The 14640-nt window shown below is 42.4% G+C and carries 10 protein-coding genes and 1 pseudogene; all 11 read left to right on the plus strand.

Annotated features, from left to right (window positions below):
• Positions 1-404: 404 nt before the first annotated feature.
• The 11 genes and pseudogenes from FYJ73_RS07410 (at position 405) to FYJ73_RS07460 (ending at position 14637) form a co-directional block, all read left to right on the plus strand.
• The gene (locus tag FYJ73_RS07410) at positions 405-2738 is read left to right on the plus strand and encodes an outer membrane beta-barrel protein (protein WP_154534078.1); all 2334 of its coding nucleotides are present in this window, start codon (positions 405-407) and stop codon (positions 2736-2738) included.
• A gap of 9 nt (positions 2739-2747) precedes the next feature.
• Positions 2748-4955 (plus strand): peptidase domain-containing ABC transporter, encoded by a 2208-nt coding sequence (locus FYJ73_RS07415; RefSeq protein WP_154534079.1) that lies wholly within the window; start codon positions 2748-2750, stop codon positions 4953-4955.
• A 78-nt stretch (positions 4956-5033) separates the two neighbouring features.
• The gene (locus FYJ73_RS07420; protein WP_154534080.1) at positions 5034-5504 is read left to right on the plus strand and encodes a hypothetical protein; all 471 of its coding nucleotides are present in this window, start codon (positions 5034-5036) and stop codon (positions 5502-5504) included.
• Between the two features lie 223 nt (positions 5505-5727).
• Positions 5728-7326 (plus strand): hypothetical protein, encoded by a 1599-nt coding sequence (locus FYJ73_RS07425; protein WP_154534081.1) that lies wholly within the window; start codon positions 5728-5730, stop codon positions 7324-7326.
• A gap of 168 nt (positions 7327-7494) precedes the next feature.
• Positions 7495-7848, plus strand: a complete 354-nt coding sequence (locus FYJ73_RS07430; RefSeq protein WP_154534082.1) for a DUF3244 domain-containing protein — start codon at positions 7495-7497, stop codon at positions 7846-7848.
• A gap of 108 nt (positions 7849-7956) precedes the next feature.
• The gene (locus FYJ73_RS07435) at positions 7957-8139 is read left to right on the plus strand and encodes a hypothetical protein (RefSeq protein WP_154534083.1); all 183 of its coding nucleotides are present in this window, start codon (positions 7957-7959) and stop codon (positions 8137-8139) included.
• 267 nt (positions 8140-8406) lie between these two features.
• Positions 8407-9750, plus strand: a complete 1344-nt coding sequence (locus FYJ73_RS07440; protein ID WP_206081725.1) for a radical SAM/SPASM domain-containing protein — start codon at positions 8407-8409, stop codon at positions 9748-9750.
• The gene (locus tag FYJ73_RS07445; RefSeq protein WP_206081726.1) at positions 9747-12056 is read left to right on the plus strand and encodes a TonB-dependent receptor domain-containing protein; all 2310 of its coding nucleotides are present in this window, start codon (positions 9747-9749) and stop codon (positions 12054-12056) included. Before FYJ73_RS07440 ends, FYJ73_RS07445 begins: the two co-directional genes overlap by 4 nt.
• A gap of 57 nt (positions 12057-12113) precedes the next feature.
• Positions 12114-12677: pseudogene (locus FYJ73_RS07450) on the plus strand (cysteine peptidase family C39 domain-containing protein); the annotation flags it as partial.
• A gap of 617 nt (positions 12678-13294) precedes the next feature.
• The gene (locus FYJ73_RS07455; protein ID WP_154534086.1) at positions 13295-13987 is read left to right on the plus strand and encodes a CPBP family intramembrane glutamic endopeptidase; all 693 of its coding nucleotides are present in this window, start codon (positions 13295-13297) and stop codon (positions 13985-13987) included.
• An 11-nt stretch (positions 13988-13998) separates the two neighbouring features.
• A complete protein-coding gene (locus FYJ73_RS07460) occupies positions 13999-14637 on the plus strand; it encodes a peptidase associated/transthyretin-like domain-containing protein (RefSeq protein ID WP_154534087.1) in 639 nt (212 codons plus the stop codon).
• Positions 14638-14640 lie beyond the last annotated feature (3 nt).

The following is a 14640-nucleotide window of genomic DNA, read 5'->3' on the forward strand; positions in this document are numbered from 1 at the left end:
GAGGCCAATATTATAAGCAGACCACACTGGCAAAAGGAGCGAAAGCCGAAAAGCTATACGAGTAGGCAATAACAATAAGTATACATCCAGGGATAAAGTTCCAGGACCAATTTAAAAGAAAGGAATTACAATGGAGAATCTTACGAAAATTGAGAATCTTTCTCAGAACGAACTTGAGACTATTTATGGTGGAAAAGTAGTCACAACTACAACAACGACCACCACCACGACAACTGATGATGACGGACACACTCATACGACTACGACTACTACCACAACTACCACAGTTACAAATGACTAGTATAACTGTGGTTAATTGAATGTAGAAGATGTGAAGAGTATGTGCAGGCATTGAGCGGTACATACTCTTTTATATTTATAAAGATAAAAATCATCAGCCAATTATGAAAAGGTTTTTGCTCTCTTTCTCTTTATATATATTTGGGGTCATTGTATCCTTTGGACAAAAATATTTTGGCTTATTAAAAGATAAGCAAGGAGAGAAACTGCCTTATATAAGTGTAGTGTTAAAGAACAGTGAAGATTCTTCTTTTGTGTCAGGAACGGTATCAGACGAAAATGGTTCTTTCACAATAAGAAAACCTCAGCACCAAAAATGTTATTTGCTGTTTTCTGGGATTGGCTATTATGACCACAAGATTTCCTTAGAGGAGCAGCAAGGCGATTCTGTTAATATTGGCAATATTATAATGGAGCCTGATGAGAAACAGCTAAAGGAAGTAGTTGTCACCGGGAAGAGAAGAGTCATATTTCAAAATGGCGAATATAAGTTGGCTGTTTCTGGATCATCTTTGGAAAAGCTGCCTGATGTATATTCAATATTGTCTTTCCTGCCTTTTGTCACCGTCAATGATGATAAAGTATCAATGGTGGGGAAAGGTAAAATTCTTATCTTGATAAATGGACGTGAGGTAAATAACTCTTTAGAAATAAGTTCTTTAAAGCCTTCTCAAATCAAAGAGGTTAGCGTGGTGCCACATGCATCTTCTGCATATGGTTCAGAATATGACGCTGCTATAAAAATAAAGACGGTAAAAGAATTAAAAGACTATGTTTCTTCCCAAGTAAAGCATAAGTCTATATTTGCCAGAAGATATAGCGATTCTCAAACAGCAGATGTCAATATAAAAAGTGGGAAATGGAAAAGCTACCTCTCTTACACCTTCAAGGACTCACGTTCGAAAGAATCTGCGACTAATAGGTATAATATATACGATTCAAACTCAAAAGAGGTAACTGCAAGCAATATGTCCGAGAACAGTGCGACGGACAGAGGTAGACAGCATGGAATTATTTTCAACACTTCGTTCGAACCGAGCACAAATAATCTCTTTGATATACAATACATTTTAAATATAGATAGGACCACCGATTTTTCTAAGGACATAGAGTCCTCTGTCACCAGTCATCAGAAAACAGAGATGTCAACTGTTCAAGATGACCAGGACAAAGAGGTGATGCACAATGTAGAAGCAAGGTATGTGCATACTACGCAGAATTCTAATATGGACATAAATTTAGGTTACATAAACTCTTTGACAAAAGACCGTAATTCTGTGAAGTTGACATCGTCCTCTCCCTTTGCTGATTTAAATGGTCGAAACAGATATGAAGCATATACTTTCAAACTTGACTATAGTAAAACAATATGTCGCATTTTGCGATTGCAGGCGGGCATGAAACATTCTTATATTGTAAACAACGGTTCTTCAATATCTGACAATACAAAAGAACAATTTGATTACAATAACAAGACACAACTGAGAGACTATGTCGGAGCTTCGTATGCCAGTCTATCAGGTCAAATCAAACGACTCTATTTTAATGGTGGTGTCAGGCTTGAATACTCTTACAACCACTATGAAGAAGACGATAACAATGTTTTGCGAAAGAACAGCTTAAATATGTTTCCATCTTTAGAATTTGAGTATCAGCTATTTCCGTCTTTAGTTATCTCGATGGGATATGAAGTCAAAGGTTATCGCCCGAAATTCCAAGATATCTCTCCATTGATGCGCTATATTAATGCGCACCTTTATGAACAGGGAAATGCATCATTGTCTCATATGATTTTGCATAATCCGTACTTGACTTTGGTTTATAAAAACAAAATTAGTTTGGATTTTAACTATTATCACAAGCACGATTATACAATGTATGTATTCCAATCTTCTTCTATGGGGGATAATATCATAGTGAACAGACCTATAAATATAAATGTTGACTATTTGGATTTCCGTGCAAGTTATTCAGACAAGTTCGGCTTGTTCCGTTTCGCATATAATGGTAACTTCCACTATGATATGACAAGACTTCCTTTCTTGGGAGTCAAGAACAATAACAAGGCGATGTTTGCAGGCAATTTCGTCAATCAGTTTGATGTTACTAATCACGTAATGCTATTTTGCAACTTAAACATTGCTTCTGCCTATAAATCATTAGGCTCTTCATTCAAAGCAGTTTATGGTCTAACTTTGGGTACATATATGACATTTTTTAAAGACAGGAGATTAACATTAATCATATCTGGTAATGATTTGTTCCGCAAATCATTGCCAAACAACAGTACCTATATATATAATATAGAATCTTCTCGTACGCTTTCGCCTGACAGTCGGAATGTTACTATATCATTGCGATACAATATCAATAAATTCAAAATGTCTTTCAAGAAAAACAATTCTAACGATGAAGAAGAGAGTAGAATAAGCAAGTAAAAAAACGTTATGAAAGGGCGCATCAAAATAATTCATCAACATGATTCCATGCAATGTGGAATGGCATGCTTACAGATGATTTGCGGATATTATAAAAGGATATACACTCCCGAATATATGTCTAAACTTTGTTCTGCTACTACGGAAGGAGTATCTCTGTTGGGTATCAATGAAGCTGCAAATACACTGGGATTGCATACCACATGCGCAAAAGCTACGACTACCATTCTAAGTAAAGCCCCCCTGCCCTGCATCCTCCACTGGAACCAAAATCACTTCGTCGTCCTATACAAAGTCAAAAAGGGCAGGAAGTTCTATATCGCTGACCCTGGCAAAGGTCTTGTCAAGTATAATATTGAAGAGTTCAAGAGTCACTGGATCAGCACGCGGTCTAACGGGGAAGAGAAGGGCATAGCGATGTTTCTGGAGCCCACGCCCAGTTTCTATTCCCACAAGGAGGATGGCGAGGGTGAAAAGAATAAGAATCCACGGTCGTTCCGTTTCCTCTTCGGCTATGTGAAGAAGTACAAGCGCTATTTCGGACAAATAGTACTTGGACTTATCGTGGGCAGTTTGTTGCAGCTCGTCCTGCCGTTCCTCACACAGTCCATCGTCGACGTGGGCATCAAAAACCAGAACCTTGGCTTTATCTGGCTGATACTGCTCGGTCAGCTGATGCTCACTTTCAGCCGTACTGCCATCGACTTCATCCGCCGGTGGCTGTTGTTGCATATCTCCATGAGGGTCAACATCTCGTTGGTGAGCGACTTCTTCATCAAACTGTTGAAACTGCCGATGTCGTTCTTTGACACAAAACTCATGGGTGACCTCATGCAGCGGATGAACGACCACAGCCGCGTGAACAACTTCCTCACCAGCCAGGCATTGAGCGTGACCTTCGCCATGCTCACCTTCATAGTGTTCACGGTGGTGCTGCTGTTCTACAATAAACTCATCTTTGCCATCTTCCTTGCGGGCAGTCTGCTCTACGGCCTTTGGATGACGCTTTTCCTGCGCCACCGCAAGGTGCTGGACTACGAGCTCTTCGAGCAGCAGGCCATCAACAACAACAAGACCTACGAGTTTATCACGTCCATGCAGGAGATCAAGCTTCAGGACTGTGAGCAGCGACGTCGGTGGGAATGGGAGGATACGCAGGTGGACCTCTTCAACGTACAGATGAAGTCGCTGAAGTTGCAGCAGACGCAAGAGGCAGGAAGCATCTTCATCAACGAGGTGAAGAACATCGTTATCACCGTCGTGGCAGCCACGGCTGTCATCCACGGGCAGATGACACTCGGCATGATGCTTGCCGTGCAATATATCATCGGACAGCTCAACTCACCTGTAGAGCAACTGATGAACTTCTTCTATTCCCTGCAAGACGTGAAGATTAGCTTGGAGCGCATCAACGAGATTCACCGCGCTGTGGACGAGAATGGGAAGAATGGCCTCAGAACCTCGCTAACCGACAACAACAAGGGCATCGACATCGAGCACATTATGTTCAAGTACGACCCTCACGCCTTGCGCAAGACCTTGGACGACGTGACGATACACATCCCCAAGGGAAAGGTGACGGCCATCGTCGGAGCCTCGGGCAGCGGAAAGACGACGCTCGTCAAACTCATGCTCGGCTACTATCCGGTCCTGGAGGGACATATTAATATTGGTGGCACGGACATCAACATGCTCAACAAGAAATGGTGGCGTCGCCAGTGCGGCGTTGTCATGCAGGACGGTGTCATCTTCTCTGAGTCTATAGCAAGAAATATCGCTGTTGACGACGGCGACATCGACAAGGAACGTTTATTGAAGGCCGCACGGATAGCGTGCATCCACGACTATGTGATGTCATTGCCACTGAAGTACAACACGAAGATAGGACGTGACGGCGTGGGACTGAGCCAGGGGCAGCGTCAGCGCATCCTCATCGCCCGTGCTGTCTACAAGAACCCTGACTATATCTTCCTCGACGAGGCCACCAACTCCCTAGATGCCAACAACGAGCGGGCCATCGTGGAGAACCTCGACACGTTTTACCGTGGCAAGACCGTCGTCATCGTCGCCCACCGCCTGAGTACGGTCAGGAATGCCGACCAGATTGTCGTCATCGACCATGGCAAGGTTGTCGAGACGGGCAACCACGAGACGCTGACGGCAAAGCGCGGAGCGTACTATAACCTTGTTAAGAACCAGTTGGAGTTAGGTAACTGACATATAGACGGTCCGCTTAATTTCGATTGATGAACAATCGCTGTTGATACCGACAAAGCAAAAAAAGACTTTTTAGACATGGACAACAAGAATGAATCAGAAAATATAGAACTACGGAGTGAGAAGGTGCGCCACATCATCGGGCAGGTGCCTCCAGCCCTTGTGCGAACCGGTACGTTGATCATTACCCTTGTCGTCATCGCCCTTGGCATTGCCTTCTACACCATCCGCTATCCCATCACGATTGAGGCGCAGGGCAAGGTAACGAGCAACGACTCGGTAGAACTCCTTGTTCCTTATAAATACCTCTATCTCTTTGATGCGCCGCGCACGGCACGCATCACCTTAGAAGGACAGGACGAAGATGCCGCCCCAATCGTGTGTCCCATCACCAGCCACAACGACAAGCTGCTCGTCGTAGACGGAAACCATTATTTTACCGCTAAGACTCACATTCGTTCTAATGGAAGCAACGCTCAGCCAGGGTTGAAGGTATCTGCCCGTATCGTTGTCAGCGACAAGACGGTTTGGCAGCAGGTATTCAAGTAATGCCTTGTTGCTTCACCTGTGTTACAGGTGCATGGCGTCTTTCTGTCAAGAAGAGGCACTTGTTGCAGCGCTAATAGACGTAGAAATAGACGTGCAAAATTTATTTTAATCTGTATACCATTAAATATCAGTAAAGTAGCAAAGCTGTGCAAATTAAAGAAATAGATATCCTTTATTTGCTGCATTGACAATTTTTGCGTATCTTTGCCCAAACTCCAGACTCATGAATAACAAAAGTCTTATCATATTACTTGTGTTGGCTGTGTTTCTTGTTACGGGTTGCAAGGAAACACACAACAGAGCTATTGACATAGCATACCAACTAACGGCAACAGCACCGGATAGTGCTTTGTCTGTACTTAATGGAGTTGACCAAGCAAAACTTGGTAAAGCCGAAATGGCGCGGTATGCCCTTGTTTACACAATCGCACAGGACAAGAGCGGGCTGGATGTTGACAACGACTCACTGTTAAGGACAGCCTACACCTATTATAATAATCAAGAGGATGACTCACTTTATGCCAAGTGTGAGTACTACATGGGCAAATACTACATGCTCAACGACAGCACGAAACTGGCTATAGACTGTTTGCAGAAGGCAGCAGATGTTTCTGAAAAGATTGGGGACAGATACACGCAATGTATGGCATTGGAGAAATATTCTCGAGTGCTAAGGCAAACAAATCCTCGAAAGGCTGTAGAAGTGGCAAGGCATGCAGAGCAGACTTATCAGAAGTTGCCTGATGTATCTCAATATAATATCATCTATCTCAAACTAAATGTTAGCGACGCATTACTTTTTGCAGACCATATTGTCCAGGCAGAAAAAAAGTGCAAGGAAGCTTTAGGCATCGCTTATGCGTTGAAAGATTCTAATGTCCTTTCCGATGTTTACCAAGACATGGCGACTATTGCCACACAACGCAAAGATTTCAAAAAAGCTTTAGAATGTTCTAAAGCTTCGTATAATACTCGTACTGTTGATGACATAACCAAGGCTTTAAACCTTGCTACAGCCTATCTTGACGCGGACTCTTTGTCATCATGCAATAAATTACTGAACTCTATCCACACTGATAATGCGGAATGCAAATATATAGCTTTCAATATTAGGCACTTGGCTTCCATCAAAGCGCACGATTATGATGAGGCATACAACTACGCTGATTCTGCCTACCATTATTTGGAGCAGATGTATGGCAAACAGTTGGATAGTAAACAAGAATATTATAACTCTTTGGTGAAGACAAAATATGAGAATGGTGTTGCTAAAGGGGAAGCGCGATTGATGTCATGGCTCATTGCAATCACATTCTTATTTGCCCTAACAATAATTGTATTTATTCTGCATTCGTACCGGCAATTTAAGTCAAATGCAAAATTCAAACTAAAGATCGAGGAAGAAAAGTTGCTCCAAGAAGAAAAGATGCACAATGAGGAATTGCATCACAAGGAGATTCAGCTCTCTACAATGCGCAACTTCATTCTTAGGAGGATAGATGCTGCCAAAAAGATTCAAAAATTGCGAGGCAACAAGACCGACATCATGCCGCTAACAGAAGAGGACTGGGAAGAGATAAGACTGTTTGTAGATGGCATCGAAGGCAACTTCGTGTCCAGGCTACATAGCACATTCCCCGACCTAAGCGATGATGACATTAGACTTATGATGCTTCTCCGTCTTAAAATGCCCACAAAGGCATTGGCTTTGATATATGGGATTAGCGAAAAATCGATCAAGCAAAAGTTGTTTGTCTATAAAGCTAAAGTAGGAATTAGCGGTGAAAAGACGTCTTTGCGTACATTCATTGAAACCTTTTAAAGTCTCTAACATTGCAGAAATAGACCTACTTTATTGAATGTAAATTATAATAGCTTAATATTTAGGATATTACAGAGACAATAGAAATAAAGAAATAGACCTGATTTATTTGCTTCATATCTCTAAAGTGGCTAAATTTGCAATCGAAAATCATAAAACGACTTTAAGATGAAGAATTTGTTTATACTTTTATTAGTGTTCGTCACATTAATACCAAGCAGTGCTTCTGCTATTGATATTCGAAAAGAAGGAACAGTCCATCAGGGTGGTATGCGCACGCCTTCTCTAACGCGTGTATTTGCCGACTATGAGAATGGGCTTATAACTGTAGGTGTGAAAGGGTACACTGGTAGTATACAAGTTCTCGTTAGTGATTCCCAAGGTAATATTGTAGGTTCCACCATGTCTTCTATAACAAATAGTGGTGTGGTATCATTGGATTTAGGAGCTCTTGCAGAGGGTGGTTATTCATTAAATATAGTTTTGGATAACGCAACCTATTACGGGCAATTCGATGTGTAACATTTAATCAATATCGCAATAATAGAGGCCAATATTATAAGCAGACCACACTGATAAAAGGAGCGGATACCGAAAGGCTGTAAGAGTAGGGTTAAAAAGAAATAAAATATGGAAATTAAAATTTTGCATCCAAATGTGATGCTAAGTACTGAAGAGGCAACCAATATTAAGGGTGGCTTTAACTCAAGTTTTGGCAGTATGGAATGTACTTGTGATTGTTTTATTAGCAACAAGAATGAGGAGAAGCCTACCCCACAAAAGCCTTCAAAGCCAATCAAAGGTTTAGCGTAAAAAATGCGTGTATGGAAATAAGAAGTATTGTAGAATCTTCTTTTACAGAAGATGACGCCATTAACATCAAAGGAGGCGTAAATTCTCTAAACTCATCAATAGAATCGAGCTGTACTGATTGCAACTGTTGGTGGGGGAACGAGAATGTTAGAAAGCCTAGTACTCCGAGCAAACCATCGAAATAAATAAATGGTTGATACCTATTGACACACATCTATGGGGGAATCCCCATAGATGTGTTGGGTAGAATTCAAATTTGCAGTAATTATGGATAAAAAGGTAGTCTCAAGATATTGTTATTTATTCAAGACATCAAAATCAGTATGTTTGGCATATTCGTCAAAAACAAATTCTTTTATGGAGTTGTCTGAAGATCTTTTTGACATTCTCAACAAAAGCATAATAAAAGGGAATTATGCTATTCCACATGATTTGCCAGATAATATATTGAAAATTTTGGAGCATGAGGGGATTGTTTGTGGTGAACATGATGATGATGACTACGTAACAAGATGTCAATTCATTACCCAGTCTGTTCAGCATGACAAATCAAAACTAAACTTGGTGTTAGTTCCAACGCTGAATTGCAATTTCAATTGTCCTTATTGTTTTGAGAATGACAAAAGAGTTAGCCGAATGGATGATAATACCATCAATAATTTGATAGCATTTATCAGGGATTCAGAATATGCAAAAGAACTTACATTAACATGGTATGGAGGAGAACCATTATTGGCATATCAGGTCATTGAAAAGATACTAAATCGAATAAGTAGTGAATTGTCGATAAAAATTACGAGGCATTCCATGATTACCAATGGCTATATGATTAATGATGATGTTATTCGTTTATTCCAGAAATATCCCTTAGACTCTATGCAAATAACATTGGATGGAACAAAGGAGAGGCACAACAAATTGAGAAGTTTGAAGGCAAATCATGCACCGACATATGATCGTATCATAGATAACATTGATACAGTAGTAAGCAAGTTGCCCAATACAGAGCTTCATGTCAGAGTGAATATTGATAAAAATAATGTCAATGATTTTTATCAAATTAATGAAGAATTGAAGAATAAATACAAAGGCAAAAGAATAGTCGTATATCCAGGCATCATTAGGCTTGAAAATGAAGGAAGGACGAATTTGGTGGAGCCCGCCTTTGGACGTTGGGAAACCGCATATCTACTCTTTGACTTATATAATAAGGGAATTATCGACGGCAACATATATCCAATACATAGGATTGCCAAAACCTGTTGCGCCCTCTGTGTTAACTCCTATATTATAGGACCCACTGGAGAAATCTATAAATGCTGGAATGATGTATCTGATATGTCTAAAGTAATTGGATATATAAATAAGCCTGATATAGAGAACAAAACATTATACTACAGATACCACGAAGGCTGTGCCTGGTACAACGATTCGTTATGCAAATCTTGCTTCTTCCTTCCTATCTGTAATGGGAAGTGCGCTTGGTATAATGAACGGAATCTCTATCATGGTGCAAATTACAACCTGTGTCAATGCTTGCAGAAAGCCCCCGGGCTTCTAAATAAATGTTTGGCGTATTTTTATGAATCACAAATGACAAAATCAGAATGAGATACATATTTATATTTATTTTGGGAGTCGTAGTAGATTTCTGTATGGCACAAGGTGTCATTACTGGCAGAATTGTTGATGAACAATCGCTACCCATACCGTTTGTCAATGTTCTACTGCTCAATCGTGCCGACTCCGCTTTCATCGTGGGAGCCGTGACGAAAGATGACGGTACTTTCACCATTGAGACCAACCGCAACGACGGACTTTTGAAAGTGTTGAGCGTAGGCTATCAGCCCCAATACATCCAAGTGCGACAGGGCAACTTAGGTGATATTCAGATGCAACCCGACGAGCAGACGCTTGGCGAGGTCGTAGTGAAAGGCTCTCGCCCGCAATACAAGATGACCACGGGTGGAATGACCGTTGATATTCAGAACTCAATGCTGAAAGATGTGGGTACGGCTGACGATGTGCTCTCAATGCTGCCACGGGTACAAGGCGAGGACGGAAACTTCACCGTCTTTGCCAAGGGTACGCCCGAGATCTACATCAACAATAAGAAGGTGCAGAACGCACGGGAACTGAAGCAACTGAAATCGACCGACATCAAGAGTGTGGACATCATCACTTCGCCTGGTGCCAAATATAATGCGGAGGTCAGTGCCGTCATCCGCATCAAGACTATTAGGACACAGGGCGAGGGTGTCAGTGTGAAACTGTACAGCTACGTGAAATATAATGAGAAATGGGCGGCTTATGACGATGCCACCGTGAAATATCGCAGAGGAGGACTGGAGGTATTTGGAAATGTAATGTTCAACCACGGAAACCACTCCGAGGACAACACGCTGCACACAGATACCTATGCAAACGGCAATCACATCAGCATCGACCAGTATGCCCCCAATAGCTTCTGGTACACAATGCCAGGCGGTCAGGTAGGTGCCAGTTATGACTTCAATGCTGATAATTCCATCGGTATGTCCTATTCGCTGAATGGCTCAATCTACGAGGGTGGAACGGCGCAAACTCAGCAGACCATCATGCGGAACGATGCACTTGAAGGGCAGATAAACCAACTGATGAAATCCAAAATGAATGACAATCCACAGCACGAAGCCAACATCTACTATGTAGGCAAGATTAGCAAACTCGGCATTGACTTCAATAGTTCATGGATTTGGAAGAAATCTACCCGCGACCAGACTTCAATTGAGCAGAGCCAGCAACTGTCCGACCGCGTTGTAAGCACTCACCACGAGAATCAGAGCAATATGCTGGCAGGGAAACTGGTGCTGACCTATCCTGTCTGGAAAGGTGAACTGAGTGCTGGCACAGAGGCGATTTGTTCTCGTAGCCACGGCATATATAATAATGTGGAGCAAGTCGTGTCGCCATCAGACGACGAAATCAAGGAAAGTAACGTGGCTGGTTTTGCAGAATACAAGATGCGGCTGGGGCAATGGAGTATCGGTGGTGGTCTGCGCTACGAATCCGTCACCTCCGACTATTATTCCTTTGGAACATTTCAGCCAGAGCCAAGCCGTAAGTACCGTAACCTATTTCCCAATCTCGCAATAGGCTGGCAGCAGGACAAATGGGGCATCGGACTCAGCTACAATAAACGCATCAGCCGTCCAAGTTATAATCAGCTCAATTCAAACATACAGTACGATAACCGTTATCAGTACGAAGGCGGAAATCCGTTGCTGCGCCCGACAGTCAAACAGGGCATCGACCTTGACGTGACCTACTCGTGGCTGAACTTCACGGCGGGCTACGACCATAGCAAGTACATGCAGTTGAGCTTTGGACGATTGTATCAGGACAATACTGAGATTACATTCTGGAGTAATCGCAACTTCGACAAGTTCGAGTCGTATCATGCTTCCGTGACTGCATCGCCGAAGTTTGGCTTCTACAGCCCTACACTGACACTCAGTTACTGGCAGCAGAACTTTGACACACGGGCTTATGGCACATCAAAAGACCTTGATAAGCCCCAATTCGAGGTGAACTTCCGCAACTGGTTTGCCATTGGCAAGACTGCCAAGGCCATGCTCAATCTGCATAACTCCACGAGTTTCGATTATGGTTTTACACGCCGTGAACACCGTTTCAATATCGATGCCCGCATTCAAAAGACATTCCTTGATGGGAGTATGACTGCCTATCTCTTTGCCAACGACATCTTCCGTAACCTCCGTGACCGATGGACAGGCTATTATCCCGTAACCACGATGTCCAAAGATGCCTACGTCTATACGCAGTACATCGGAGTGTCGCTATCATATGACTTCAACACCACCAAAAGTAAGTACAAGGGCACAGGTGCTGGTAATGCAGAAAAGAACCGTCTTTGATGAATCCTTCCAGCCTGAGTTATCGTAAAGGAGGCTATAGTATTCTTTGGAAAAAGCATGATTTTATTTCCTTTTTACAAACAGTATGATTCCATGCAATGCGGTATTGCATGTATGGCAATGATTTGCAAATACTATGGGAAAGGGTATTCGTATGATACACTTTCCCGTCAAAGTACAGCAACAACAGAAGGCATGTCGCTATTAGACTTGAAAAAAATAGGAGAGGAAGTTGGGATGAAAACTCTTTGTGGAAGAGTAAATATGTCACAAATAACAGAAGTCAATTCTCCATGCATCCTCCACTGGAACCAAAACCACTTTGTCGTACTCTATAAAGTTAAGGCTGGTAAAAAATATTATATAGCTGATCCGGGGAAAGGACTTGTCAAGTATAGCCTTGAAGAGTTCAAGAGTCACTGGATCAGCACACGGTCTAATGGTGAGGAAAAAGGCATAACGATGTTTCTGGAGCCCACGCCCAGTTTCTATTCCCACAAGGAGGATGGCGAGGGTGAAAAGAAAAAGAATCCACGGTCGTTCCGCTTCCTCTTCGGCTATGTGAAGAAGTACAGGCGCTATTTCGGACAAATAGTGCTTGGGCTTATCGTGGGCAGTTTGCCATCCGCTATCCCATCACGATAGAGACGCAGGGCAAAGTCACCACCGACGATACTGTAGAAGTCCTTGTTCCTTACAAATACCTTTATCTCTTTGATGAGCCCCGCACGGCACGCATCTCCGTGGAAGGGCAGGACAAGGATGCCATGCCCTGTGTGTGTCGGATTAACTACTATAGCAGGAATTTGATTGTCGTGGAAGGTAAGCATTATTTTCGTGCCACGGCCTCAATCCGCTCTTCTGGCTTCAGCGCGCAGCCCGGACTGGATGTCTTTGCCCGCATCGTTGTCAGCGATAAAAACTTATGGCAGCAGGTGTTCAGGTAGACCGTCTCTCACTGCCTTTGGCGCTATCCCACTTGCCGCGTCTTTAACTTCTTCAAGTCGATGCGGTTGAAATCGTAACAAAGTACTCAATGATGGGAAAAATTCCACCAAAAGGTGTAAGTTTCTCAAATTATATTCGTATTTTTGCCATGTCTTGCTGGTGATTCGTTTTCTTTTTTGCAGCACTAAGAGTTAAGTGAATTTTCAGACATGGCAAAATCCTGAGCAATATTTTGCTGCTTAGGAACTTATAAATAAATCTAAATTATAGTGCTGCGGAATTTAGAGTATATGGACAATAAAAGAAGCGAAACGAACAATATAACTTATAGTAAGCCAAAGTGTGTTAGAAGGATTATCGTTTTTTTGGTGATATGCTTGGTGGGCTCGATCTTAGTTGCTGCACCTTTTATGGGCCTTTTCTTAAATAACGGGGACAACGCAGTCGCTTCCAAATTGGCACCAGATCTCATGGCTATGGCCTGCTCTGCATTCCTATTAGTCGCGTTGGCCATAGAGAATAAAATAGAAAAGCTTGACTTATGGATGTTGCGGCCATCGGCACTTCAAATGAAAGTGGTTTCGATTTCCATTCTCTTAGGTCTGCTTTGGCAACTTGCCATATATCTCATTTGTCAGTTGAGCAATACGGCCTATCCACATCCTACTGCGGAACCATCCCCACTGCTCATTTCTATTGTCTCGACAGGCCTGTTAGGTCCTTTCGCTGAGGAAATGCTGTTCAGAAAATGGCTCGTCAGCATGATGGAAAGAGGTGGTTTTAACCCCGTTGCTATCATTGTGTGCAGTTCCATCTTGTTTTTCTGCGCCCATCTTGGAGACTCTTTCTTAAGAGTTGACACGCTTGTCTTTGCAATACCTTTATGCTATCTGTTTATCAGATACCATGATGTGAGATATTGCTTCATCGCTCATGCCGTCTGTAATCTGGCAGGAATAGTTTTCCCTCTTCTCATTCACTAAATCTTAAGTTCGTGGAAAATATTATTGCGTTGGTTGTTTGTTGCCTTTTAGGTGTAGAAGCAAAGGCACAAGTACAAGTACAGTTCAGGCTGTTAGACAGCCATACACGGCAACCTATTGAATTCGCATCGGTCTTCAATGCAAGAGGAACACTGCTGACGACTTCAGACTCCGAAGGTTATATTCGTTTTAAGGACAGTGTTCCTAAGTTTTCCGTATCCCATGTGGCCTACCTGAACAAAGATGTTGACACCGACACTTTGAAGGACAAGGTGTTGTACATGGATACCCGGGAACAAGCGCTAAACGAGGTGTCAGTTGCCACGAAACGTCCTGAATACGTTGTGTTTGAGGCTTATTTCAGAGCACCGCAGTTCTATAACGGACAACTGGAGTATTATTATGATGGCGTGGCTTACTACTTTGTCAAGCTCAAGAACGGAGAGGTTGACCATCGTACGCTTGCCGCAAGATATTTCATTGACGAAAGCATTAAGAAAGAAGAATGCAGGAATGGAAGTCTTTTATTAAAGAAACCTCCATTTGAGACACTATACACCAAGCATAGCAACAAGCTCTTCTATATATTTAAGCATGGTTGCCGTACCCCATTTCCCACCATCTTTGGTTCTCACCTTCTTGTATTTTGAAAG

The organism is Hallella mizrahii (assembly GCF_009695775.1).
GTDB lineage: Bacteria > Bacteroidota > Bacteroidia > Bacteroidales > Bacteroidaceae > Prevotella > Prevotella mizrahii.

What these genes read in the sequence shown, in the direction of transcription:
- FYJ73_RS07410 (WP_154534078.1), top strand. Translation starts at nt 405, where the DNA reads ATGAAAAGGTTTTTGCTCTCTTTCTCTTTATATATATTTGGGGTCATT.
- FYJ73_RS07415 (WP_154534079.1), top strand. Translation starts at nt 2,748, where the DNA reads ATGAAAGGGCGCATCAAAATAATTCATCAACATGATTCCATGCAATGT.
- FYJ73_RS07420 (WP_154534080.1), top strand. Translation starts at nt 5,034, where the DNA reads ATGGACAACAAGAATGAATCAGAAAATATAGAACTACGGAGTGAGAAG.
- FYJ73_RS07425 (WP_154534081.1), top strand. Translation starts at nt 5,728, where the DNA reads ATGAATAACAAAAGTCTTATCATATTACTTGTGTTGGCTGTGTTTCTT.
- FYJ73_RS07430 (WP_154534082.1), top strand. Translation starts at nt 7,495, where the DNA reads ATGAAGAATTTGTTTATACTTTTATTAGTGTTCGTCACATTAATACCA.
- FYJ73_RS07435 (WP_154534083.1), top strand. Translation starts at nt 7,957, where the DNA reads ATGGAAATTAAAATTTTGCATCCAAATGTGATGCTAAGTACTGAAGAG.
- FYJ73_RS07440 (WP_206081725.1), top strand. Translation starts at nt 8,407, where the DNA reads ATGGATAAAAAGGTAGTCTCAAGATATTGTTATTTATTCAAGACATCA.
- FYJ73_RS07445 (WP_206081726.1), top strand. Translation starts at nt 9,747, where the DNA reads ATGAGATACATATTTATATTTATTTTGGGAGTCGTAGTAGATTTCTGT.
- FYJ73_RS07455 (WP_154534086.1), top strand. Translation starts at nt 13,295, where the DNA reads ATGGACAATAAAAGAAGCGAAACGAACAATATAACTTATAGTAAGCCA.